This window comes from Legionella sp. PC997 (assembly GCF_014109825.1).
Lineage (GTDB): Bacteria > Pseudomonadota > Gammaproteobacteria > Legionellales > Legionellaceae > Legionella.
On sequence record NZ_CP059576.1, the window covers coordinates 382907 to 404304 of the forward strand.

Sequence of the window (21398 nt, forward strand, 5' to 3'; positions counted from 1 at the left end):
TGTAAAAATATTCTTTTTGATTTAAGTCAGCTATCGAAGTTCTGTCTAATAGTATTTACAAATTTATTTTGAATTAGATGGAGACAAATTAAAATTTGCTCGGAATACGCAGGAGCTTATCTTGCACGATAAAAACAGAGTGCTATACTTCGCATTTGTGCTATTTAATTAACTTTTTAATTAAGGAAGAAATTCACAGTGAACAAAAAAAGACCCGTTAATCTGGATTTGGGCAGTTTAAAATATCCCCCTATGGCTATAGCGTCCATCTTACATAGGATTTCAGGGGTAGTTTTATTTTTACTGTTACCCATTATGCTGTACATCTTTGGTCAGTCCGTGCAATCAGAAGAAACATTTGCGCAGGTGAAAAATTTGCTATCTCATCCCGCTTATAAAATGGTTATGTGGGCGTTTGGTGCCTCGATGATTTACCATTTACTTGCAGGGATTAGGCATCTTTTGATGGATATAGGGGTTGGTGAGCATCTTGATGCTGGTAGACGTTCTGCTGTGTTAGTCATTTTTCTTGCCATTATTTTGTCAATTTTTCTAGGAATCTGGATATGGTAAATAATGTCACCAGCTTAACAGGTAATGGGTTAAAGGATTGGTTGATTCAACGCGTTACAGCAGTTTATTTTGCTGCATATTCCTTTTTTATAATTGGTTTTTTGTTGTTGCACCCTGAACTGGGTTTTGCACAATGGCACGCTCTTTTTTCCAATATATTAGTTCGAATTGCATCACTTATCGCATTGTTTGCGCTTTCATTGCACGCATGGATAGGTATTTGGACTGTAACTACCGACTATATGAAGTGTACTGCTCTTCGTTTATCAGTACAAATGTTCGTACTTTTATGGCTCCTGATTCAATTCATCTGGGCCTTAATGATCCTTTGGGGGCAGTAGCATGGCAATTGCACGTAACACATTTGATGCAGTAATAATTGGAGCTGGTGGAGCTGGAATGCGTGCCGCATTGCAGATGGCAAATTCTGGCTTAAAGGTCGCACTTTTATCTAAAGTATTTCCAACTCGTTCACATACAGTATCTGCCCAAGGAGGTATTACTTGTGCATTGGGTAATGCGCACGATGATGATTGGCGTTGGCATATGTATGATACCGTGAAAGGGGCGGACTATATTGGCGATCAAGATTCAATTGAATACCTGTGTAAAACAGGTCCCGAAGCCGTATATGAACTTGAGCATATGGGATTGCCTTTTTCACGCATGGATAATGGCAGAATTTATCAACGCCAGTTTGGTGGTCAATCCAAGAATTTTGGTGGTGATCAAGCAGCACGTACTTGTGCTGCAGCGGATAGAACTGGACATGCTTTATTACATACCCTCTATCAACAAAATTTAAAAGCTAAAACACACGTATTTAGTGAATGGTATGCTCTTGATCTTGTTAAAGATTCGCATGGACATATATCTGGTGTTACTGCAATGTGTATCGAAACCGGTGAAGTCGTATTTTTCCAATCGCGAGTATGTATTTTGGCTACCGGTGGCGCAGGTCGTATTTATCAATCGACAACCAATGCCTTTATTAATACCGGGGATGGTTTTGGTATGGCATTAAGGGCAGGTATCCCCTTACAAGATATGGAAATGTGGCAATTCCATCCTACCGGAATTGCTGGAGCCGGTGTTTTGGTAACTGAAGGGTGTCGAGGTGAAGGCGGTTATCTGATTAACAAAGACGGTGAACGTTTTATGGAGCGTTATGCACCGAGAGTTAAAGATTTAGCTTCCCGGGATGTAGTTGCTCGCTCTATGGCTCTCGAGATCCGTGCAGGTAAAGGTTTTGATCCCAAAGGAGTGGATCACGTTAAATTAAAATTGGATCACTTAGGTTCCGATCTGATTAAGTCACGCTTACCTGGTATTCGTGAGTTATCTATGAAATTCGCCGGAGTTGATCCAATTGTTGAACCAATTCCAGTGGTTCCTACCTGCCACTACAGCATGGGTGGTATCCCTACAAATATGCATGGGCAAGTACTTACCAAAACCAACGGTGTAGAACATATCGTAGAAGGTTTATATGCCGTAGGTGAGTGCGCGTGCGTTTCGGTACATGGTGCAAACCGTTTAGGTGGTAATTCATTACTGGACTTAGTCGTTTTTGGTCGAGCAGCAGGATTGCATGTTGAAGAGTTATGGCAATCAAATCATTTACCTGAGATGACTTATATTAGTGAGGATGATATTGCTCCGTCTTTACAGCGATATAATCGATGGAACAATTCAACTGAGGGTGAAAGCCCAGCAGTGATTCATGATGAAATGCAACGTGTAATGCAAGAGGACTTTGGCGTCTTCAGAACCGGTGAAGTAATGGCTTCTGGCTTAAAACGTCTTCAGGCTCTGCGGGAACGTTTAGCACATGCAAAATTAGAAGACAAAAGCAAGATATTTAATACGGAGCGAGTCACTGCATTAGAGTTAGATAATTTAATGGCAACTGCATATGCTACAGCGCAGTCTGCAATTGTTCGTACGGAAAGTCGAGGTGCTCATAGTCGTGAAGATTATCCGAAACGTGATGATGCCAACTGGATTAAACATACGCTATATTTTGAGGAAGGTGAGAAGATTGACTTTCGTCCCGTGAATACATCACCCAAGCACGTCGAGCCTTTTGCGCCAAAAGAACGCGTTTACTAAAGAGGATACATTACATGGCAGCAGATAGTAGAACATTGACCCTATCAATATATCGCTATAATCCTGAGGTGGATGCTAAGCCTTATATGAAAGATTATGAATTGGAGGTTCCAGTTAAAAGTGATCCTATGTTACTTACGTTACTTGAACGTTTGAAAGCAGAGCAGGATCCCTCAATTACGTACAGACGTTCTTGTCGCGAAGGAGTATGCGGTTCAGATGGCATGAATATTAATGGGACAAATGGCTTGGCATGTATTACCCATGTGTCCCAGTTGAATACTGATAAAATTGTTATTCGTCCTTTACCGGGATTTCCAGTTATTCGTGATTTAGCAGTGGATATGACGCAGTTTTATCAGCAATACGAGCGTATCGAGCCTTATTTGCAAAATAATGAGATTCCACCAGCCCAAGAACGGTTGCAATCACCAGAGGAACGCGCTCAACTTGATGGATTATATGAATGTATTTTGTGCGCATGTTGTACCAGTTCGTGTCCTTCATTCTGGTGGAATCCTGAAAAATTTGTTGGTCCTGCTGGTTTATTACAGGCAAGACGATTTTTAGCAGACAGCCGTGATACCGCAACAGCTCATCGTTTGGATAAATTACAAGATCCATTCAGTGTGTTTCGGTGTCGAAGTATTATGAATTGTACTAATGTCTGCCCGAAAGGACTCAATCCGACGAAAGCAATTTCCGAGATTCGCCTACAAATGTTGACACAAGAAACCTAATAGTACTTTTCTTGTTTATTGGTACTGGTAAAAGCCATATATAGAAAAATATAATTCCTGTAAGACGGGGAACCTCTTAAATGTGCTCGAAACCAGTATAAGGATGATCCCCGCACTTGCGGGGATAGCTGTTTTATCCACGGGGATGAGTGGAATACCCAATTTACTGGTGGTAGTGATTAATACCCCTTTGGAGAAAAGAAAATGAGCAGTTCCGATCTGCAAAAAAAATGGGCTTCTTCCTATTTATCTGGCGGAAGTATGGCTTATGTTGATAGTCTGTATGAAGATTATCTTGCTGACCCCAGCTCGGTTTCATCCGATTGGCGAGCAGTATTTAGTGCTTTGCCTAAGGTGAATACCGAAAAGGAATTCTCACATAGAGATATTCGTGATTATTTTTTGCAGAATGCAGATAAAAAAACCATACCTGTAGCCCAAGCCTCAGACAGTCAGCAATTTAGGATTGCCGACTTGATCAACGCATATCGCTCATTGGGTCATCATGCGGCTAAACTTGATCCATTGGAAATGACGGAACGCACACCGGTCCCTGCACTGGAACTGGAGTATCACCACTTATCTAATGTAGATAGAAATCGTAAGTTTTTTGCAGGCACTACATTTGATGGTCCAGAAATGACTCTGGACGAAATATATCAAGCGCTGCGCGAAACGTATTGCAGCAGTATTGGTATTGAATACATGCATATTTCTAATACTGAAGAAATAGAATGGCTACAAGCACGAATGGAGTCGGTACGCGGTCGACTTAAATTAGATGCGGCAAAAAAAATGCAAATTTTAAAAGACTTAATTGCTGCAGACGGTTTAGAACGTTATTTAGGGACACGTTATGTAGGGCAAAAGCGATTCTCTCTTGAAGGGGGCGATTCATTAATTCCCATGATGAAAGAAATCATTGAGTGTGCCGGTAAAGGTAATGTTAAAGAGTTAGTTATCGGTATGGCACATCGAGGTCGTTTAAATGTGTTGGTGAATGTATTGGGTAAAGAACCCAATCAATTGTTCCAAGAGTTTGAAGGAAAAATAAAATATGAACGTACTGGGGATGTGAAATATCATTTAGGCTTTTCTTCAGATATAAGAACCAATTCAGGTTCAGTAGTACATTTGGCTTTGGCTTTTAACCCCTCACATTTAGAAATTATTGGACCTGTAGTAGAGGGGTCGGTACGTTCTCGTTTAGGTCGTCGTAGCGATCTGGGCAAAAAGGAAAAAGTTGTTCCTATTCTTATCCATGGGGATGCTGCATTTGCCGGTCAGGGCGTGGTGATGGAAACCTTTAATTTTTCTCAGGCACGTGGTTATAGCACGGGTGGTACAGTCCACATTGTTATTAATAACCAAATAGGCTTTACTACCAGTAATCCTTTGGATGCACGCTCTACTTTATATTGTACTGATGTGGCCAAAATGGTTCAGGCACCTGTTTTACATGTGAATGGTGATGATCCCGAAGCGGTCGTATTCGCAACGAAGCTTGCATTTGATTTCAGAATGAAATTTAAACGAGATGTCGTAGTGGATCTCGTATGTTATCGACGCCACGGGCACAATGAGGCAGATGAACCTGCGGTAACTCAACCTGCGATGTACCGTAAAATTAAATCCATGCGTCCTCTGCGTGAAATCTATGCCGAGCAATTGACCCAAGAAGGTTTACTAACCAGTAAAGATGCTGAACAATTAGTAGAAGCATATCGTGATACTCTGGATCAGGGTAAAGCGGTTGTCGATCTGGTTCATGGTGATTATGAAGGAAAGTATGCAGTAGATTGGACTCCCTATCTGAATGCAAAATGGACGGATAAAGTAGATACCACTATTAAAAAAGAAAACTTACAAAAATTAGCTAAAATCTTAAGCGAGTTACCGAAAGGCTTTACATTACATCCGGTGGTTCAACGCTTATTAAATGAGCGCGATAAAATGACGGCCGGTGATTTACCAATGAACTGGGGGTATGCTGAGATAATGGCATACGCTAGTTTAGTTCAAGAAGGTTATGGGGTTCGTTTATCTGGCCAGGATTCTGGAAGAGGAACTTTTGCTCATCGTCATGCTGTATTGCATGATGCTGAAACTGGAGAAACCTTTACACCTTTAGAACAAATAACTAATGAACTAGACCGCCCTTTTTCAGTAATCGATTCAGTGCTTTCTGAAGAAGCCGTATTGGCTTTCGAATATGGGTTCGCCGCCTCTGCACCTAATTTCTTGGTACTTTGGGAAGCTCAGTTCGGTGATTTCGCCAATGGGGCGCAAGTGGTTATCGATCAATTCATTAGTTCTGGTGAGCAAAAATGGGGTCGTCTATGTGGTTTAGTTATGCTCTTGCCTCATGGATATGAAGGACAAGGCCCTGAGCACTCTTCTGCCCGTCTAGAGCGTTACATGCAACTTTGCGCTCAGCACAATATGCAAGTTTGTACGCCAACTACCCCTGCTCAGATCTTCCATTTATTAAGAAGACAGGTTATCCGTAATTTCCGTAAGCCATTAATTGTTATGACTCCCAAGAGTCTGCTACGTCATAAACTAGCAGTTTCTCCTTTGGAGGATTTATTCAAAGGTAAGTTTCACACTATTATTCCGGAAATTGATGCGATAGATGCACAAAAAGTTACAAAAGTGGTACTGTGCTGTGGAAAAGTTTATTATGATTTGCTGCAAATGCGTCGTGATAAAGAATTAAACCATATTGCATTGGTGCGAATTGAGCAATTATATCCGTTCCCTAAAAAAGCACTTACTACGGAGCTCAATAAATATCCTCAAGCCAAGAAGATTATTTGGTGTCAGGAAGAGCCGCAGAATCAAGGGGTATGGTTCTCTTCTCAACATAATATAATAGATTGTTTGCGTCCTGAACAAACCTTGCATTATGCCGGAAGAGAATTTGCTGCGGCACCTGCAGCAGGAAGCCCTGCTCTGCATGCAAAAGAACAACAAGCTTTAGTAGAGCAAGCTTTATTGGACTGATTGTAAGTTTATCGTAGTCTGGATTACTGCTTTGCTTTTTACCCAGGTTACAATGTGTTAACGAATTTAATAAAATAAGAAGGTATAACCATGTCTATTGAAGTCAAAGTACCTGTTTTGCCTGAATCGGTGGCTGATGCAACTGTAGCTGCATGGCATAAAAAAGTAGGTGATAAAGTTACTCGTGATGAGAATTTACTCGATTTGGAAACGGACAAAGTCGTCTTGGAAGTCCCGGCTCCTGCTGATGGAATACTGGCTGAAATAATGTTTCAAACAGGCGACACAGTTCGTTCTGGCCAATTACTTGCAAAAATAAAAGCTGGCGCTGGATCTGAGGCTCAAGCCGAGAAGAAAGAAGATAAAGCTGAATCACTGAAGGAAAATGAACAGGCTGAACGTGAGGAAGTAAGTGCAAAAGAAGATAAGTCAACCAGTCCTGTAGTTCGACGCATAATGGCAGAACATGACCTTCAACCTGGGCAAATAAAAGGCAGTGGCAAAGAAGGTCGGATTACGAAAGAAGATGTTCTCGCTTACATAGAGTCGAGTAGAGAAAAAACATCCGGTAAAGAAAGTGGGAAAGAGCAACCCCCCAAAGCATCTATGGGTCTACGTGAAGAACGTCGAGTTCCAATGACACGGTTAAGGGCTAAAATTGCGGAGCGCTTATTAGAAGCACAACACAATGCAGCGATGTTGACGACTTTTAATGAAATAAATTTGAAAGCCGTTATGGATTTGCGTGCTCAATATAAAGACAGTTTTGAGAAAAAACATGGCGTAAAACTTGGATTTATGTCTTTTTTCACCAAAGCAGTCGTTGAGTCATTAAAGCGTTTTCCCGCAGTGAATGCTTCTATAGATGGTCAGGATGTGGTCTATCATGGCTTTTATGATATAGGTATTGCGGTATCTACAGAAAGAGGGCTGGTCGTACCGGTGATTCGTGATGCGGATCAGATGAGTATGGCTGATATTGAATTAGCAATCAACGATGCTGCAAAAAAGGCTAGAGAGGGTAAATTAGCCATGGAAGATATGCAAGGAGGTACCTTTACTATTACTAATGGTGGGGTATTTGGTTCTTTATTGGCAACTCCGATCATTAATCCACCCCAAACAGGAATTTTGGGAATGCACAAAATTGAAGATAGACCTGTAGTGGAAAAAGGACAAATAGTGATTCGTCCTATGATGTATGTGGCTTTATCTTATGATCATCGATTGATTGACGGTAAAGATTCAGTACAGTTTTTGGTAAGTGTGAAAGAGTTATTGGAAGATCCTGCTCGTCTTTTGCTTAATGTTTAATGAAATGTAACAGTGAAATTCGCATTGACGCATAAATGTATCTGGGGGAAGGCGTAGCTGGAACCCAGAGGTTTTAAGTTTATCTTAGTATATCCTGCAATTGATCTTATTATTCGTTCCAGGATATATGCATAAATGAACACTTATGCTAGTGACGGATTTTGCTTTTTAGAAAGGTAATCGCAATGAATTTACATGAATACCAGGCCAAACAATTATTTGCTAGTTATAATTTACCCGTACCAAACGGTGAAGTTGCTTACAGCGTTGATGATGCAATGCAAGTTGCCGGACAGTTATCTACTCCCCGTTGGGTTGTTAAAGCACAGGTCCACGCTGGGGGTAGGGGAAAAGCCGGTGGTGTGAAATTAGTAGCAAATAAAGATGAGTTAGCTGCAGCAGTTAAAGCATTATTAGGTACTCGTTTAGTTACTTATCAAACGGATGCTCATGGACAACCGGTTAATGCTGTTTTAATTGAAGAAACATGTGATATCGGCAGAGAATTATATCTTGGAGCGGTTGTTGATCGTGCTACACGTCGTGTCGTATTCATGGCTTCTACGGAAGGTGGTGTAGAAATAGAAAAAGTGGCTGAAGAAACGCCCGAAAAAATTTTTAAAGTAATTGTGGATCCATTAGTTGGTGTCATGCCATTTCAATGTCGCGAGGTGGCATTCAAATTAGGTCTTAAAGACGATCAAATAAAGCAATTTACACAGTTGATGATGGGCTTGGGTAAAATGTTTGTTGATTGTGATCTGAGCTTATTAGAAATCAATCCACTGGTAGTAACAAAACAAGAACAATTAATTTGTTTGGATGGAAAAATTAATATAGATGGCAACGCGTTATACCGTCAACCTAAATTAAAAAGCATGCGCGATACCAGTCAAGAAGATGAGCGAGAAAATCGTGCCAGCGATTGGGAGTTAAACTATATTCCTCTGGATGGAACGATTGGCTGCATGGTGAACGGTGCAGGTTTGGCGATGGCGACCATGGATGTGATTAAGCTTCACGGTGGTGAACCCGCTAACTTCCTTGATGTGGGTGGTGGCGCGACTAAAGAACGAGTAAGTGAGGCACTGAAAATTATTGTTTCTGATGATAAAGTCAAAGGCATTTTAGTCAATATTTTTGGCGGCATCGTTCGTTGTGACCTCATTGCCGATGGTATTTTAGCCGCAGTGAAAGAAGTCGATGTGAAAATTCCTGTGGTGGTACGTCTTGAGGGTAATAATGCACAACTAGGTGCTGATATTTTAAATAAAAGTGATTTGAATGTGATTGCTGCAACCAGTTTAACTGATGCTGCGAAAAAGATTGTGGCAGCTGTTGCTTAATTACTAAATTTCGAGGTTAACAATGAGTGTATTGGTTAATAAAAATACTAAGGTATTGTGTCAGGGGTTTACTGGAAAGCAAGGAACTTATCATTCAGAACAAGCGATTGCTTATGGCACACGTATGGTTGGTGGTGTGACCCCAGGCAAAGGCGGGCAGAAGCATTTAGATTTACCGGTATTTAATACCATGCGCGAAGCCGTGGAAGAAACCAAAGCGGAAGCGAGCGTGATCTACGTTCCGGCGCCCTTTTGTAAAGATTCTATTTTAGAAGCGGCTGATGCGGGCATTCAATTAATTGTTTGTATCACTGAGGGTGTTCCCGTACTGGATATGTTACAAGTTAAAGTGTATTTGGAAAATAATACTCAAGCTCGTTTGATTGGACCCAATTGTCCTGGAATTATTACCCCCGGCGAGTGCAAAATTGGAATTATGCCCGGTTCTATTCATTTACCTGGAAAAGTAGGTATTGTTTCACGTTCAGGAACATTAACGTATGAAGCAGTAAAACAAACTACAGATAAAGGTTTTGGACAAAGTACGTGTATCGGTATAGGCGGCGATCCCATTCCAGGAACCAGTTTTATTGATGCTTTAGCTTTATTTGAGCAGGATCCTAAAACTGAAGCCATTATTATGGTAGGGGAGATCGGTGGATCTGCAGAAGAAGAAGCTGCTGAATACATTAAATCGCATGTCAGCAAACCAGTAGTATCCTATATTGCAGGGGTAACAGCACCTGCTGGGAAACGTATGGGGCATGCTGGTGCAATCATTTCGGGTGGCAAAGGGACTGCAGCAGAAAAATATGCCGCTTTAGAAGCAGCAGGCGTGAGAACTGTACGTTCGCCTGCAGATCTAGGTGATGCAATTGCCGAAGTTACAGGCTGGTAATTTATCTGGATGTTGCCTGGGTTAAGATAAATTCCTAACCCAGGTGTACTCACTTCCTACCAGTAAGAATGCTGATATTTCATTAACCCTATTTTTATGGTACTTCATGACAAATTTTCGAAGCATTGCGGATATAAGACGAGAGTATGGAGAGCTCAATTTAGATGAGCAATCACTTCCAGAAGATCCAATTGTTCAATTTAAGCTTTGGTTTGAAGATGTTTTAAAAAATGAAAAAAATGATCCTACAGCTATGGTGCTCTCCACAGTAGATGATCAAGGTTTACCCGATTCTCGAGTCGTGTTATTAAAAGGTTTGGAAGGTGGGAGTTTTGTTTTTTATACAAATTATCAAAGTAAAAAAGCAAAACAGATTAAAAATAAGCCATACGTAGCACTTAATTTTTACTGGCCACAAATGGCTAGACAAGTACGTATTCGTGGACAAATCAAACCAATTGATAAAGAACAATCAGATCTTTATTTTTCAACAAGACCCATAAAAAGCCAATTCAGTGCTCTTGTTTCCCCACAAAGTCATGAGGTTGCGGGAAGAGAAGTTTTGGAGAACGCTCTAAATGAGTTAATTCAAAAGCATGGGCAAGAACCTGTGTTACGACCCACATTTTGGGGAGGTTACAAGGTTATTCCTGATGAAATCGAATTTTGGCAAGGACGAGATAATCGTTTGCACGATAGAATTCATTATTCTCTAAAAAATGGACACTGGACGTTTCATCGTTTAGCACCATAGTAATAACATGTACTAGCGGCAAAATTTGCCGGCAAAAAGGTAAGTTCTGCCACAAATTTACATTTTATCCTTCTTTTTGTACTTACTCTATTTTTTCTGTTTTTTAAAGATACAAAAAAAACTTGGCCTGATTATTGCTTAATATAATATAGCATTATAAAACTCAAATTGATTCTGAAGTTATTTTTTTCATGCTAAAAGAAAATTTGTCAAGAATTAGTAAATGTTTTTATTTGGTAAATAAGCGTTAATAGAAAGTCGTAAAATTGTCTTAAGTGTAGAAATTATTAACAGTATTATAGGAAATACTGTGCGAATAAATAGAGGGTATAACCATGAACGACATAACAGCCTTACTACCACATATTAAATTACGTTTTAATGTTGAACATCCAAGCTATGAAGACAGTTACGCATTTGGATACGAATGTGCGCTGGCAGATGTAGCTGAAGAGGATAATCCATTTCGTGAAGGAACCCAACAAGCAGAACACTGGTTAGAAGGATGGTGGGATGCAATGGAGGGCGAAGAACCTTTATTTGAGTTGAATGCCTTAGAAAATGAAGAGCTGACCGTAAACGAAGAAGTAGCTGCGAATGATAAAGAGTATGGTCATAAGCATGGCTTTTTATCATTAGTGATTGAAATTAGCGGTGCAATAGCGGCTTCTGCAATCGTTGGATATCAATTGTTTGAGTTGGTTGCATAAATTATATATATATATATGAGGGATCTTCTCTGACTGCCGAGCAAGACAGAAGATCTCTCGTCGTTACCACCTTTGGATGAAGTGGTTGTCCAAGTTAGATCTAATTTTTGAAAAGTTTGAGAACCATTGATCGCATTCGTGCGATTTCAGATGGATTAAATTCCTTATAAAATTCAGTACCTATGTTCAGACATAGGGTCACCTGATCACCAAGCCCCTTAAGCAAGTCGACGCCAGATAATTTTAGCAAATGGATTTCATGTGCAATATCTACTGCCCACGCATCAAGATAGCTCATATCCGTGAACACAGGAAGGAAGATATGGCCTTGCTCTTGTAGAAATAAAACCCTGGGCTGCTCGTCATTTAAACTTTGTTCTACAGGGATGATGAAGTTAGCCTTGATAAATTCAAGATAAGCTTTATTTGCTTCTTTAGTAGTTCCAGCTGCATCAAGAGCTTCTTTAATTGCAAGGTTAAGAGCGTTCATTTTTAGCCTTAGTAGTGAATGTTGAGCGATATGATAGCATTTTGGTTTAAAAATAACCCAAAGTAATGTACATATAGCAATATCAGGTATATTTTATACCTTAAAATTAAACAACCTAATTATAACCATTTTCTGTACCTATGAAAATGAAATCAAACTATGTGTTGAAATAAATGACAACAGCAGTATAATGTAGGTTTTGTTTTACAGATTTATTGCTCATTTTTTGGATAAATATTTTTAGTTTTTTTCATTTTTATACTCCTAGCAATATAAAATTGAGTCGATCAATGAAATGCTGACAATCTTTATCCTGGGATTGTTTTTTGATGTGTGCGTTGTAACCCTTCAAAGCCAATTAGGATCTTATTAGCGTAGAGAGTTTATGAACAAAATACATGAGTCAAGAGTAGAAATTTATACCGGTAAAAATTATTTAGGATTTGCCTGGTTAGTATGGGGATTAGCTGCTGCATTCTATTTTTCTGATTATATGGCTCGTGTTGCCCCTGGAGTAATGCATCGCTACTTACAAATTGATTTCGGAATCAATGAAGCAGGATTTGGTATTTTAACTGCCTCATTTTATATTCCTTACATCCTCATGCAGATTCCAGTAGGACTTACTGTAGATCGTTTAAGTATACGTTGGCTACTCACTGTGATGTCATTGGTTACCGCTTTTGGATGTTGTGTGTTTGGTCTTGCGGATAGCCTATTCATGGGCTCAATAGGTAGGATGCTTATAGGGTTTAGTGCCGCTTTTGCTTTTGTTTGTTCTCTCAGATTGGCAACATCTTGGTTTCCTCCCACAATGCTGGGGTTGCTTGCAGGTTTAACCCAGGCTTTAGGAATGCTGGGTGCAGCAGCTGGAGAGGCTCCAGTTTCATTTTTAGTCACTAATGTGGGATGGCGCCACAGTATGTTGATTATTGCTTTTCTGTTCATTGCTCTAGCAGCTTTATTGTATCAATTTGTACAAGATAAACCGGGTGAACATCGAAGTGAGGTTCGCTCTATAAATCAGCTTAGTATTCTTCAAAGTTTAAAAATTATATTGTCATGCAGACAAACTTGGCTGAATGCGTTATATGCTGGATTTTTATTTGGCCCAACTGCTGTTATTGGCGAGGCAATCGGTCCTGCCTATCTACAATTTGGTAGGGGATTAGGTGCACATGCCGCTGCTTTTGCTACAGGATTAATTTTTATCGGATGGGGTATTAGTGGTCCTTTATCAGGTTGGCTTTCCGATAAGATGGGACGTCGTAAACCATTAATGATCCTCTCTGCATTATTCGGTGTTATTTTTACTTCCTTATATGTATTCAGCCCAACTTTAAGTCAAAACTCAGCTTATTTACTCTTCTTTCTTTTCGGATTGACCAATACAGGTGTCGCTATTGCCTACGCCGTTTCCACCGAAATCCATGATAGAAACGTGATAGGAACTTCTATTGCATTTACTAACATGATATCCATTTTTGTTGGGGCGTCATTACAGCCTTTAGTGGGCCGATTGGTCGATATGGTATCTGGTGCTCGTTCTTATAATGTCGAAACGCTATTACTTTCTGATTTCCAAGCAGGTTTGAAGTTGCTACCGCTTTGCTCCATAATCGCACTCGTGTTGGCATTTACCGTGAAGGAAACGTATTGTAAGCCAACAAGTCATTCCTAAGTGCCTGAAATTTTTATTGATTAAGCAGAAAATAGTTAACACTGTTTTTTTATAAGCTTATCGCACTCTGATGTTATTTGCTGTTATACTTTCAGCTGCAGTTTTTGCATGCGAATTAATAACATGGAGAAGAGAATGAAAAAATTTACAGGATTAGTCATTATCCTGGCCGTTCTAATTCTAGGCGGGTATTATGGTATGGGCGTTCTTACTGAACGAACAATCAGAAAGAATATACAAGTAATTGACCAATCTAATGGATTATATGCTGAAATCCAACAGTACAATAAAGGATTATTTAGCTCTGAAGCCCAAATTAAATGGCGTCTGCATATTCCCGAGCGTGTAGTTCAAGATGAAAATGGACAATCTAAAACTCTTCCTGCTCAAGACTATAATATGGAGATGCCATTAACCATCCACCATGGCCCATTTATTTTTTCCAATAAACGCTTACGTTTTGGATTAGGTTATGGTGAGGCAATTTTTCCATTTCCTGCAGAATACAATAAACAATTCGAAGCTCAATTTACTCCAAACTCTGTAAAACCACAGTTAGATTTAAGTATTTTTGTTAATTACCTTAATGAAAGTACTGTGGAATTCAATGTTCCTAATTTTAAATTAATTGCAAAAGATGGTTCAGGTACTCTTGAATGGTTAGGAATGGATTCAAAAACCACCATGTCTTCAGGAATGAGTAAAGTTGCGGGTAAAATTGTCTTAGAGGGTTTAAATGCAATTAAAGACGATACCCGAATTAGTTTAAATCAAGTATCCAGTGATTATGATTTACATGAAACACCTGCCGGCTTGTATTTGGGGGATGCAAATTTCTCTCTTCCTTCATTTAATGTTTTTGTAAAAGATCAAAAAATGTTTGCTTTGAACGATCTTATCATCAAGTCAGATAGCGATATTGAACAACATCTGTTTAATACTCATTTTAACTTGGCTATAAAATCAGTATTAGCAAACGGACAAAATTATGGTCCCGGAGAATTGGATGTTGCTTTAAGAAATCTTGACGCAGATGTGTTGGCTAAAATTAACCAACAAACTACCGCTATGCAAAATGGTAATGATATTCAACGCCAACAAGCCATGCTTGCTCTTCTTCCCGAGCTGCCCAAATTATTTAACAAGGGTGCCGAGTTTGAAATTTCTAAGCTTAGCCTTAAGATTCCTCAAGGACAGATTGAAGGCAATCTTTATGTAACTTTGCCTAAAGGTGAAAATGCTAATCCATTTGAAATGATGCAAAAGATTCAAGGTAAAGCGAAGTTGCAAATCCCTTCAGAGGCTGTAAAAGCAGTTATGAAGCAATCGGTAATGCAACAAATTTCCAAAAAACCTGATCTACAACAAACCTTAACCCAGCAACTCCAAGCAAATCAAGCTGGAGGCCAAACAGCTCAGCCCGCTCTAACCCCTGAGCAATTAGCTGAAATGCAAACGAATAAACAACTAACCGCATTGCAGCAAACTGGGCTCATTACAGTTCAAGGTACTGATTATGTAATTGAAGTGAGTTTGGACCAAGGTAAATTCACAATAAATGGCAAACCTTACGATCCTTCGATGATGAAATTCTAGGATTCGACTGAAGTAATTTTGTAAGGAGTAGATCGTATAAAACAACCTACTCCTTATAAGAACTTTTTGAGTTTAAATTGAACATTATACATTGATTTTTAATACAGTTTTTTCTGTTCTGCCCTTGTCTCCATGGGCTTGTTTCGGTAATATACTGTTTTTAAAAGGAGGAGCTAATAATAATGACAACAATCAGTAATGAAGTAGTGGATAACACCGCTTCTCTAGCCGAAAGCGTAACTCTTTCAGTGCAAAAATATTTTTCAGAGCTTAAGGGAACTGATCCTGTTGACTTATACCAATTTGTACTTGAAGAGATTGAAACACCATTGTTCCGTGCCGTAATGGAACATTGTAAATACAATCAGTCTCGAGCAGCAATTATGCTGGGGATTAGTCGTGGAACTTTGAGAACTAAACTACGTCGATATTTCGATGATAAATATGTTGGTACGCGCGACTAACTCAAATATGTAGTAAAAGGGGAGCTGGGAGCTCCTTTTTTATAATCTAAATGTTAACAAGTTATTCTAATTAGCGACAGTGCAAGTATGTTCCATTTGGACGTTGCGAAGAGTCGTTAATGTCGTTCCTGACTGCTAGCAGTTGAATTTCGTAAGTGTTAAGCCCTTAGACTGAGCGTTATTCTGGCGTATCTTGAATGAAAAGCAGTTCGGAGCTTGGGTGCTGATGTAGGGCTACGTTGCTCAAAAAACCCTCTCAGGTTCAAACGTTCATCAGTCTTCTAAGAGCGCTGAAACGAATCCAGCCCTCCTTGCAGCAGGGTTCTAAAAGATAATCAATCCTCCTATTTCCGCGGCTTGTCCGCGGGATCAATAATTTCTATCCTAAAATGAATTTCGCGGGAAATCGGTGAAGAAATGCCAAAAGGAACCACAATCTGCAGCTAAGATTGATGCGGAGTTGAGAGAACCTGTTTGCAAGCAAACAGGTTAGACCGGTATAGGCCTTAGGAATATTTTATGTTTATTCAGCGAACATGGAACTTACGGACTCTTCGATGTTGACTCGTTTAATTGCCTGAGCCAGCATATCAGATAAACTTACAACCCGAATTTTTTTACATTGACGTGCTTCGTCAGACAAAGGAATAGTATCCGTTACTACAATTTCATCAAGTCCGGAATTTTTAATATTATTGACTGCAGGGCCAGATAAAACAGGGTGAGTAATATAGGCTCTTACGCTATGGGCGCCATTTTTCTTAAGTTCATGTGCTGCGGAGCAAAGAGTTCCTGCGGTATCTACAATGTCATCAACAATAATGCAGTTTTTATTTTTTGGCTCGCCAATGATGTGCATTACCTCGGATTTATTGGGACCACTACGACGTTTATCGATGATACATAAGTCCGCATGGTCAAGTCGTTTTGCAACCGCACGGGCTCTAACAACACCCCCAACATCAGGAGAGACAACCATCATATTTTCTAGATTCTGGTCTTGTATATCTTCGAGAAGTATCGGAGTCGCATAAACGTTGTCGACTGGCATATAGAAAAAGCCCTGTATTTGATCTGCGTGGAGATCTACAGTAAGAACTCTACAGATACCTACTGATGCCATCATATCAGCAACAACTTTAGCTGTAATCGGCACGCGTGCAGAGCGAACCCTGCGATCTTGACGTGCGTAACCGAAATAAGGAACTACTGCCGTGATACGGGACGCAGAAGATCTTCTTAGCGCATCAGCCATTGTAAGGAGTTCCATCAGATTATTATTTGCTGGAGCACAGGTTGATTGGATTATAAAAACGTCTCTTCCTCGGACATTTTCTAGAATCTCGATCATGGTTTCCCCATCGCTAAACGTACCGACAGTCGCTTTGCCAATAGGTATTTTCAAATGAGAAGAAATTTGTTGAGCTAATTCCGGATTTGCATTTCCGGCAAAAATCATCATTGTGGACATGTGTAAAAAGCCTTAGATTTAGGTTAATCACTTAACTTAAACACATAGCAGAAGACAGCCAAAAAGATATTATTATTATTTGAGCATTACAAGACGCATCCTTCCAGGTTATCTTCTGCTGTCTGTTTACTTGAATCAACAAGAATGTGGCAGGGGTGCTAGGATTCGAACCTAGGTATGCAGGGATCAAAACCCTGTGCCTTACCGCTTGGCGACACCCCTAAAATTTGCAGATTCTTACAATCATCCGTTATAAAATTGCGCTCATCCCTGCAAATGTGTTGCGTATTTTGCAGTGGTTTTGGGAACATGTCAACTTTGAAAGCAATAATTTTTTCTATTTTTAAGTGAGTGTAAGAGTTGACATTGCTGCTAGATTGTCATATGTACTTGAACAAGTAAAGCGAAATTTAGGAAGAAAATCCCTAAACTTCGCTCGGCAAAAATTCAAACATGCAGACTGGATTTATACGGTCCAGTTCTGAATCACTACTTTGATCATTACTCCGTTGCCTTCAAGGCGAATCATGCTTGGCAGATCAACTCCTTTAACCGAAGTGTATTTGGTGAAATTAATCGTATAGCCATTTTGTTTTAATTCGACCAGGTGATTGTAGTCATCACGATGCTCCGCCTGGACTGGGCCTGGAGCTGGAAGCCCTCTTACCCAATAATAAAGATTATTTACCGGAAGCCTAATTCCAGTTTGTTCAACTAATAGTTCATCGGCATTGTGTGACGTTATTTTTTTAGGTCCATCTTGGAATGTGACGGTATCACCTTTTTTATCAATAAGAACCGTTCCCCCACCTAAAGGACCCATGAGACGAATTTGGTAAGCACTAGGGCCGCTTTGTTTCCAATTCATAGTAGCGGACCAACCTTTGCTTTTACTCTTTGCAGCCATAGCACCACGAATTTCCCAGGAGGAGACCGTTTCTGTTTTAGCTTTACGTTGTTCTACAGGCATCGTTTTGTTTTCAGGCAATTCTGCAGCAGGTCTGGGAGGAGCACAGGCAGTTAGCAAGAAGAAGGGTATTATTATAAATAGTTTCACATTGTTCATTTTTCACCTCAAGTCCATTTTTGTAGTTTTTCAATTAACAATACGCTAGACTTATCGCATATGCAATCAGTCTTAATTAATATGAAATTAAAAGCAATTTATCCTGGTACGTTTGATCCAGTTACCAATGGGCATGTGGATATTATTCGTAGAGCTACTAAGATTTTCCCTGACACGATTGTTGCTGTGGCAAGCAATAAAGCAAAACGGCCTTTTTTACCATTGGAAACGAGGATACAGCTCGTAGAAGAAGCGGTTGCAGATTTACCCGGAGTTCATGTAGTTGGATTTGATAATCTTTTAATTGATTTTGTATTAGAACAGAAGGCTGGAATTATTTTACGCGGTTTACGGGCAGTTTCTGATTTTGAATATGAGTTCCAATTGGCCGGCATGAATCGAAAATTATCCAAGCAAATAGAAACAATCTTTTTAACACCCTCAGAAAATTTTATGTATATTTCTTCTACTCTGGTTCGTGAAATTGCGATTTTAAATGGAGATATCTCTCAGTTCGTTCCTTCTTGTGTCGTAAGGGAACTCCAAAAGAGACAGGATGAGCATGGAACGTCAGCTAGTATTTAAAATATTTTCCCTAATTACAATTAGCATTAATTTATTGATTTTTTTTTCAAATACTTTTGCCAAACCAAATAATATTCTTCCACCAGGATATGCAATCGCCAGTGCAAATCCATTGGCAACTAATGCAGGACTTGAGATTTTAGCCAGTGGTGGAAATGCTTTTGATGCAGCTGTTGCCGTTTCTGCGGTATTAGCCGTCGTTGAACCCTATCATTCTGGTCTTGGGGGAGGGGGCTTTTGGCTTCTACATCAAGAAGATCAGCATAAAAACATCTTTATTGATGGACGAGAAACTGCACCACTGGCTGCGAAAAAAGACATGTATTTAGCACCGGATGGTAGTGTAATCCCGGGATTATCCTTAAATGGAGGTTTAGCAGCCGCAATTCCAGGAGAACCAGCTGCATTGATCTATATTGCAAAAAAATATGGGCGATTACCCTTAGCAAAATCATTGGCGCCGGCCATTAGAATAGCACAAGAAGGTTTTTTGGTTGATAAACAATTAAGTTCGTTTTTAAGCAATGAAGATCGATTAGCACAAATCAAAAAATATCCATCCACTGCTAAGATTTTCTTGAATAAGGGGCGTCCCTATCGCATTGGAGAACGGTTAATTCAAACCGATTTGGCGAATACCTTAAAACTCATTGCAGAAAAAGGAGAGCAAGGATTTTATGCTGGAGAAGTCGCAGATCGATTGGTGAGGGGGGTGAATGCTGCGGGAGGTATCTGGACGCTCGAGGATTTGTCTAAATATCGTATTAAGGTCAGAGAGCCTTTGATAGGAGCCTATCATAATATGCTCATTGTTACTGCCCCCCCACCTTCAGCAGGAGGAGTAGCACTATTGACTATGTTGAATATATTGTCTCACTATTCCCTCGCATCATTTTCAAAAGTTCAATGGGTTCATTACCTAGTAGAGTCTATGCGTCTTGCCTATTGGCAACGTGAACGGTTTCTAGGGGATCCTGACTTTGTCACTATTCCTGTCGAAAAGTTACTTTCTGCAGAAAACGCCAAGCAGTTGAGTACATTAATTCCACCTAATAAGGCAATACCTAGTTCTATTTTGCAAGGACAAACCAAAAATCATCAAGGAGAACAAAAAAGTCTTACACACACAACTCATTTCTCCATTATTGATACTGAAGGCAATCGTGTTGCAGCGACTCTGTCCATAAATTTTATTTTTGGTTCCAGTGTTGTCGCTGAGGGCACGGGGGTTTTATTGAATGACGAGATGGATGATTTCTCAAGCAAAGTGGGCCAAGAAAATGTTTTTGGTATTGTTGGAGCAGATCAAAATGCGATCGCACCTGGAAAAAGGCCCTTATCCAGTATGACGCCCACTTTTCTTGAACTACCCGATCGTGTGGCAATTTTAGGAACTCCGGGCGGTAGTCGTATTCCTACCATGGTGTTAATCGCATCATTGGTATTTTATGACACGTACGGGGCAATTAGTATGGTATCAGCAATGCGTTTTCATCATCAGTATTTGCCCGATGTGGTACAGATTGAACCCGATGCTTTGCCTCCATCAATTCAACAAGCTTTAAAAGCTATGGGGTATAATCTGATGCAGTTAGGCCGAAATTATGGTGATATGCAAGCAATTACTTGGGATAAACAAACCAATATCTTAACTGCGGCATCGGATCCGAGGGCAATAGGATTGGCAGCATCCATAGTCAATACACCGAGTGGATATGGAGTAAGGTTCTAGTTTGTGTGGCAATTAAGGAGACGTATTTTCTCCCACCAGTTCTTTGATGACTTCAAAAGTCTGATGAATTAGTTTTTCTTTGTTCTCAAGTGTAAATTGTGATGCATCAATTGCCTTGCCTATATGGATTTCTGCTTTTTGTTTTAGATGAAAATTAAACGTACGTGCGGGTAAAATATTATTAGCACCCCGTATCCCTATAGGAATAATGGTTGCCTTGGACTGAATTGCGGTGATAAATCCTCCCTTTTTAAATGAACCGAGTGTTCCATCTTTGGAGCGAGTTCCTTCCGGAGCTATCCACATAACAATTCCACTTTCCATTAATTGCTTAGCAAATGCTAAGTCCTTTATGGCTTGATATCTATTTTTTCGATCAATAAAGGGAAACTCTGCCGCTTTCATTGCTTGTCCCATTAAAGGAATTTTTGCGAGTTCTTTTTTGGATAGCATGCGAATGGAGTTATTTGGAAAAGCTTTAAATGCGAGAGGAATATCATAAGCACTGGAATGATTGCACATAATAATGGTCGCCTTTCCTGCTTGGGGATGAGTATTAAAAGGGTTAATCACTTTATACTCTACTTGTACTGCATTCAGCAGTTGATCAATCCAATGGTGTAATGCTTTATCCGTCCACTTTCGGTTGAGAGTGCTAAAAAAATATTTAGAAAGACAGCGTGTGCTGGTTACTGCTGTGTAAAATATGATCTTACAAAGAATCCAAGCAGTTCGGAATTGATTTATTTTCATTAGCGTTAGGGTTAAGTAAATTCGCGGTAATATAGCGCAAGTTGGTACAATTGCCCAGAGAGTTTTTGGTAAGAATATAATCTCGGCATGTATCCCTGGTCGCGATC

At 39.8% G+C, this 21398-nt stretch carries 19 protein-coding genes and 1 tRNA gene; 15 read left to right on the forward strand and 5 right to left on the reverse strand.

What is annotated here, in order from left to right; all coding sequences use genetic code 11:
* The first annotated feature begins 198 nt into the window (after window positions 1-198).
* From sdhC to HBNCFIEN_RS01765, 10 genes are all read left to right on the forward strand, one after another.
* Window positions 199-573, forward strand: a complete 375-nt coding sequence (gene sdhC / locus HBNCFIEN_RS01720) for a succinate dehydrogenase, cytochrome b556 subunit (protein ID WP_182392431.1) — start codon at window positions 199-201, stop codon at window positions 571-573.
* Window positions 567-914 carry a succinate dehydrogenase, hydrophobic membrane anchor protein gene (gene sdhD, locus HBNCFIEN_RS01725; RefSeq protein WP_182392432.1) on the forward strand — a complete coding sequence of 116 codons (348 nt, stop codon included), beginning with the start codon at window positions 567-569 and terminating at the stop codon, window positions 912-914. The genes sdhC and sdhD overlap by 7 nt, the downstream gene beginning before the upstream one ends.
* A gap of 1 nt (window position 915) precedes the next feature.
* Window positions 916-2685 (forward strand): succinate dehydrogenase flavoprotein subunit, encoded by a 1770-nt coding sequence (gene sdhA, locus HBNCFIEN_RS01730; protein WP_182392433.1) that lies wholly within the window; start codon window positions 916-918, stop codon window positions 2683-2685.
* Window positions 2686-2699: 14 nt separating this feature from the next.
* Window positions 2700-3425 carry a succinate dehydrogenase iron-sulfur subunit gene (locus HBNCFIEN_RS01735; protein ID WP_182392434.1) on the forward strand — a complete coding sequence of 242 codons (726 nt, stop codon included), beginning with the start codon at window positions 2700-2702 and terminating at the stop codon, window positions 3423-3425.
* A gap of 204 nt (window positions 3426-3629) precedes the next feature.
* Window positions 3630-6431, forward strand: a complete 2802-nt coding sequence (locus HBNCFIEN_RS01740; RefSeq protein ID WP_182392435.1) for a 2-oxoglutarate dehydrogenase E1 component — start codon at window positions 3630-3632, stop codon at window positions 6429-6431.
* Window positions 6432-6521: 90 nt separating this feature from the next.
* Window positions 6522-7745 carry a 2-oxoglutarate dehydrogenase complex dihydrolipoyllysine-residue succinyltransferase gene (gene odhB / locus HBNCFIEN_RS01745; RefSeq protein ID WP_182392436.1) on the forward strand — a complete coding sequence of 408 codons (1224 nt, stop codon included), beginning with the start codon at window positions 6522-6524 and terminating at the stop codon, window positions 7743-7745.
* Window positions 7746-7930: 185 nt separating this feature from the next.
* Entirely contained in the window at window positions 7931-9091 is a 1161-nt protein-coding gene (gene sucC, locus HBNCFIEN_RS01750; protein WP_182392437.1) for an ADP-forming succinate--CoA ligase subunit beta, read from the forward strand.
* Window positions 9092-9113: 22 nt separating this feature from the next.
* Complete coding sequence (sucD, locus tag HBNCFIEN_RS01755; RefSeq protein WP_182392438.1) at window positions 9114-9989, forward strand: succinate--CoA ligase subunit alpha; 876 nt, start codon at window positions 9114-9116, stop codon at window positions 9987-9989.
* Between the two features lie 106 nt (window positions 9990-10095).
* On the forward strand, window positions 10096-10743 hold the full coding sequence (pdxH, locus tag HBNCFIEN_RS01760; protein ID WP_182392439.1) for a pyridoxamine 5'-phosphate oxidase: 648 nt from the start codon (window positions 10096-10098) through the stop codon (window positions 10741-10743).
* 335 nt (window positions 10744-11078) lie between these two features.
* Entirely contained in the window at window positions 11079-11453 is a 375-nt protein-coding gene (locus tag HBNCFIEN_RS01765; RefSeq protein WP_182392440.1) for a transmission trait enhancer LetE, read from the forward strand.
* A gap of 100 nt (window positions 11454-11553) precedes the next feature.
* On the opposite strand, the gene HBNCFIEN_RS01770 is transcribed toward HBNCFIEN_RS01765, so the two are convergent.
* Entirely contained in the window at window positions 11554-11943 is a 390-nt protein-coding gene (locus tag HBNCFIEN_RS01770; protein WP_182392441.1) for an SseB family protein, read from the reverse strand.
* 385 nt (window positions 11944-12328) lie between these two features.
* Here HBNCFIEN_RS01770 and HBNCFIEN_RS01775 point away from each other — a divergent pair, with 385 nt between their 5' ends.
* The 3 genes from HBNCFIEN_RS01775 to HBNCFIEN_RS01785 all read left to right on the forward strand — a co-directional run bounded on the left by HBNCFIEN_RS01775 (window position 12329) and on the right by HBNCFIEN_RS01785 (window position 15684).
* Window positions 12329-13624, forward strand: coding sequence for an MFS transporter (locus tag HBNCFIEN_RS01775; RefSeq protein ID WP_182392442.1), 1296 nt, complete (start codon window positions 12329-12331; stop codon window positions 13622-13624).
* 135 nt (window positions 13625-13759) lie between these two features.
* Entirely contained in the window at window positions 13760-15220 is a 1461-nt protein-coding gene (locus tag HBNCFIEN_RS01780) for a YdgA family protein (RefSeq protein WP_182392443.1), read from the forward strand.
* A gap of 182 nt (window positions 15221-15402) precedes the next feature.
* Complete coding sequence (locus HBNCFIEN_RS01785; protein ID WP_003633193.1) at window positions 15403-15684, forward strand: helix-turn-helix domain-containing protein; 282 nt, start codon at window positions 15403-15405, stop codon at window positions 15682-15684.
* A gap of 523 nt (window positions 15685-16207) precedes the next feature.
* Here HBNCFIEN_RS01785 and HBNCFIEN_RS01790 read toward each other — a convergent pair.
* From HBNCFIEN_RS01790 to lolB, 3 genes are all read right to left on the reverse strand, one after another.
* Complete coding sequence (locus HBNCFIEN_RS01790) at window positions 16208-17155, reverse strand: ribose-phosphate pyrophosphokinase (protein ID WP_182392444.1); 948 nt, start codon at window positions 17153-17155, stop codon at window positions 16208-16210.
* Window positions 17156-17302: 147 nt separating this feature from the next.
* A tRNA-Gln gene (locus HBNCFIEN_RS01795) sits at window positions 17303-17377 on the reverse strand.
* Between the two features lie 244 nt (window positions 17378-17621).
* On the reverse strand, window positions 17622-18221 hold the full coding sequence (lolB, locus tag HBNCFIEN_RS01800; protein WP_182392445.1) for a lipoprotein insertase outer membrane protein LolB: 600 nt from the start codon (window positions 18219-18221) through the stop codon (window positions 17622-17624).
* Between the two features lie 60 nt (window positions 18222-18281).
* Between lolB and coaD the strand changes: the two genes are divergently transcribed.
* Complete coding sequence (gene coaD, locus HBNCFIEN_RS01805) at window positions 18282-18806, forward strand: pantetheine-phosphate adenylyltransferase (protein WP_182392446.1); 525 nt, start codon at window positions 18282-18284, stop codon at window positions 18804-18806.
* A complete protein-coding gene (gene ggt / locus HBNCFIEN_RS01810) occupies window positions 18784-20538 on the forward strand; it encodes a gamma-glutamyltransferase (RefSeq protein ID WP_182392447.1) in 1755 nt (584 codons plus the stop codon). The genes coaD and ggt overlap by 23 nt, the downstream gene beginning before the upstream one ends.
* 12 nt (window positions 20539-20550) lie before the next feature.
* On the opposite strand, the gene HBNCFIEN_RS01815 is transcribed toward ggt, so the two are convergent.
* A complete protein-coding gene (locus HBNCFIEN_RS01815; RefSeq protein WP_182392448.1) occupies window positions 20551-21291 on the reverse strand; it encodes a 1-acyl-sn-glycerol-3-phosphate acyltransferase in 741 nt (246 codons plus the stop codon).
* Between the last annotated feature and the right edge of the window lie 107 nt (window positions 21292-21398).

Excerpts from the sequence above, each read along its gene's own strand:
- HBNCFIEN_RS01790 (WP_182392444.1), bottom strand. The coding sequence starts at position 17,155 with ATGTCCACAATGATGATTTTTGCCGGAAATGCAAATCCGGAATTAGCT.
- sdhD (WP_182392432.1), top strand. The coding sequence starts at position 567 with ATGGTAAATAATGTCACCAGCTTAACAGGTAATGGGTTAAAGGATTGG.
- ggt (WP_182392447.1), top strand. The coding sequence starts at position 18,784 with ATGGAACGTCAGCTAGTATTTAAAATATTTTCCCTAATTACAATTAGC.
- HBNCFIEN_RS01785 (WP_003633193.1), top strand. The coding sequence starts at position 15,403 with ATGACAACAATCAGTAATGAAGTAGTGGATAACACCGCTTCTCTAGCC.
- sdhA (WP_182392433.1), top strand. The coding sequence starts at position 916 with ATGGCAATTGCACGTAACACATTTGATGCAGTAATAATTGGAGCTGGT.
- sucC (WP_182392437.1), top strand. The coding sequence starts at position 7,931 with ATGAATTTACATGAATACCAGGCCAAACAATTATTTGCTAGTTATAAT.
- coaD (WP_182392446.1), top strand. The coding sequence starts at position 18,282 with ATGCAATCAGTCTTAATTAATATGAAATTAAAAGCAATTTATCCTGGT.
- HBNCFIEN_RS01815 (WP_182392448.1), bottom strand. The coding sequence starts at position 21,291 with ATGAAAATAAATCAATTCCGAACTGCTTGGATTCTTTGTAAGATCATA.
- HBNCFIEN_RS01780 (WP_182392443.1), top strand. The coding sequence starts at position 13,760 with ATGAAAAAATTTACAGGATTAGTCATTATCCTGGCCGTTCTAATTCTA.
- HBNCFIEN_RS01735 (WP_182392434.1), top strand. The coding sequence starts at position 2,700 with ATGGCAGCAGATAGTAGAACATTGACCCTATCAATATATCGCTATAAT.
- HBNCFIEN_RS01770 (WP_182392441.1), bottom strand. The coding sequence starts at position 11,943 with ATGAACGCTCTTAACCTTGCAATTAAAGAAGCTCTTGATGCAGCTGGA.
- lolB (WP_182392445.1), bottom strand. The coding sequence starts at position 18,221 with ATGAACAATGTGAAACTATTTATAATAATACCCTTCTTCTTGCTAACT.
- HBNCFIEN_RS01740 (WP_182392435.1), top strand. The coding sequence starts at position 3,630 with ATGAGCAGTTCCGATCTGCAAAAAAAATGGGCTTCTTCCTATTTATCT.
- sucD (WP_182392438.1), top strand. The coding sequence starts at position 9,114 with ATGAGTGTATTGGTTAATAAAAATACTAAGGTATTGTGTCAGGGGTTT.
- pdxH (WP_182392439.1), top strand. The coding sequence starts at position 10,096 with ATGACAAATTTTCGAAGCATTGCGGATATAAGACGAGAGTATGGAGAG.
- HBNCFIEN_RS01765 (WP_182392440.1), top strand. The coding sequence starts at position 11,079 with ATGAACGACATAACAGCCTTACTACCACATATTAAATTACGTTTTAAT.
- odhB (WP_182392436.1), top strand. The coding sequence starts at position 6,522 with ATGTCTATTGAAGTCAAAGTACCTGTTTTGCCTGAATCGGTGGCTGAT.
- HBNCFIEN_RS01775 (WP_182392442.1), top strand. The coding sequence starts at position 12,329 with ATGAACAAAATACATGAGTCAAGAGTAGAAATTTATACCGGTAAAAAT.